Annotated in this window: 1 protein-coding gene and 1 pseudogene; both read left to right on the top strand. The window is 76.2% G+C overall.

All coding sequences use genetic code 11. The features are described from left to right. Window positions 1-67: 67 nt before the first annotated feature. Window positions 68-1,600, top strand: a complete 1,533-nt coding sequence (locus tag G5C65_RS36440; protein WP_241266314.1) for a PspC domain-containing protein — start codon at window positions 68-70, stop codon at window positions 1,598-1,600. Beyond that, a pseudogene (locus tag G5C65_RS36435) lies at window positions 1,597-1,906 on the top strand (hypothetical protein); the annotation flags it as partial. The gene G5C65_RS36440 and the pseudogene G5C65_RS36435, both read left to right, overlap by 4 nt.

Here is a 1,906-nt window from a genome sequence, read left to right as displayed (position 1 = left end):
GATCTCAGGGGCGCGTCGGGGTCGGGCCCCGATGTCCGCCGGCGTGCGCGGACGGGACCATAGGCGTATGAGCGAGGAACAGCAGGACGCCGCCGGGCAGGGCACCGCGGCCCCGGCCGGGCCCCCGGCGCGGCCCCGGCTCAGCCGCAGCCGTCAGCACAAGGTCGTGGGCGGCGTGTGCGGCGGCCTCGGCCGCTACTTCGACCTGGACCCGGTCATCTTCCGGGTGTCGCTCGCCGTCCTCTCCATCCTCGGCGGGCTCGGCCTGGTCTTCTACGGCTTCGCGTGGCTGCTGATCCCGGCGGAGGGCCAGGGTGAGAACGAGGGGCGGCGGCTGCTGTCCGGCCGGGTGGAGGGCAGCGCGCTCTCCGCGATCCTCGTGGCGCTCGTCGGCTGTGCCCTCTTCCTCGCCTCGCTGGACGGCTCCAGCGTGCCCTTCTCACTGCTGCTGGTGGGCGTGATCGCCGGTGCGGCGTACTGGTCCCGGCACCGCCGGCAGGCCGAGGCGGCGGGCGCGGAAGGGGGCGAGGTCGATCCGACCACGGCGCACGCCGTCGCCGACGCGCCCCCCGAGACCCAGGCGCCTCCGGTGCCCGGCGGCACCCCCTCCTGGTGGCGGGATCCGCTGTCGAAGGACGGGAGCGCCGGAAGAGCGGACACGGCGCACGCGCACGCCATCTATCTCTGGGGCCCGGAGGACGCCGCCACCTTCATGGACTTGACCGCGGCCGGACCGGCCGGCGGCTCCGTGCGCTACAGCGGCTTCCCCGGCCACGGCTGGCCCGGCGGCGCGTCCGCACCGGGTCCGTGGGGCCCGGCCGGTCTCCCCGGCCCGGCCGGGAAGGCCGGCGGCGTTCCGGGGAGACCGGGGCCACCCGGCGCGGGGCCCGGCCCCGGCCGGAACGGCGGCGACCGGCCCGCCGGGAAGGCGGCGCGCGGCGGCGCGCTGGGCGGGCTGGTGCTGCTGCTCGCCACCCTCGCCGCGACGATCGGAACGGCGGCCTCCTGGCAGGCCAACCCGGTGGGCACCGCACTCACGGTCGGGCTGAGCTGCGCGCTCGCCGTCTTCGGCCTGGGGCTCGTGGTCAGCGCCTTCGTGGGCCGCCTCGGCGCGGGCACCCTCGTGCTCGTCGTCCTCACGGCCGGACTGCTGACGGGCGCCGCTGCGCTGCCCAAGGACATCAGCAGCGACGTCCGCGACGTCCGCTGGGTCCCGGCCTCGGCACAGCAGCTCAAGCCGCGCTACGCGCTCGGTTCCGGCACCGGCGAGCTGGATCTGCGCGAGCTGAAGTTGAAGAAGGGCCAGACCGTACGGACCGCGGCGCGGATCGGCGCGGGTTCGCTCCAGGTGACCGTGCCGGAGAACGCCCTGGTGGAGGTCAGCTCGCAGGTGGGCGCCGGCGGCATCGAACTGCCGACGGGACGGGACCGGGACGGCGGCGTGACCACATACTCCTCGGGGGGCTTCCGCCAGGAGCACGACCAGATCCTCCGGCCGCTCGACGGCGCCAGGGCCGCCGGCACGATCAAGCTGCGGCTGAGTGTGGGCCTGGGCCAGGTCGAGGTCTTCCGGAGCGACGGGGAAGGGGTGGCCAAGTGACCAGGCACCGGTTCGAGCCCGCCCGGCTGCTGCTCGGGCTGGTGCTGCTGGGCGTGGCGGCGGCCTATCTGCTGGACGCCTCGGGGGAGTGGGACGTCCCCTTCTGGGTGCTGCCGGTGGTGCTGCCGGTGGCGATGCTGCTGGCGGGGGTGACGGCGGCGCTGACGTACGCGGCGCGGCGCGCGCTGGACCACCGCAGAGAGGGCCCGCCGCCCCCGCTGGGGGACATGCCGGTCGGCGACCTGCGGCGCGGCTATCGGAGCGGGACGGGGGAGGCAGCGGGCTCTGCAGACTCGGAGAGCCCGG

The sequence above is a fragment of the Streptomyces boncukensis genome (genome assembly GCF_011045075.1).
Taxonomy (GTDB): Bacteria; Actinomycetota; Actinomycetes; order Streptomycetales; family Streptomycetaceae; genus Streptomyces; species Streptomyces boncukensis.
The sequence above is the reverse complement of the archived record's forward strand: the minus strand, read 5'-3'. Positions and strand labels throughout refer to the sequence as shown.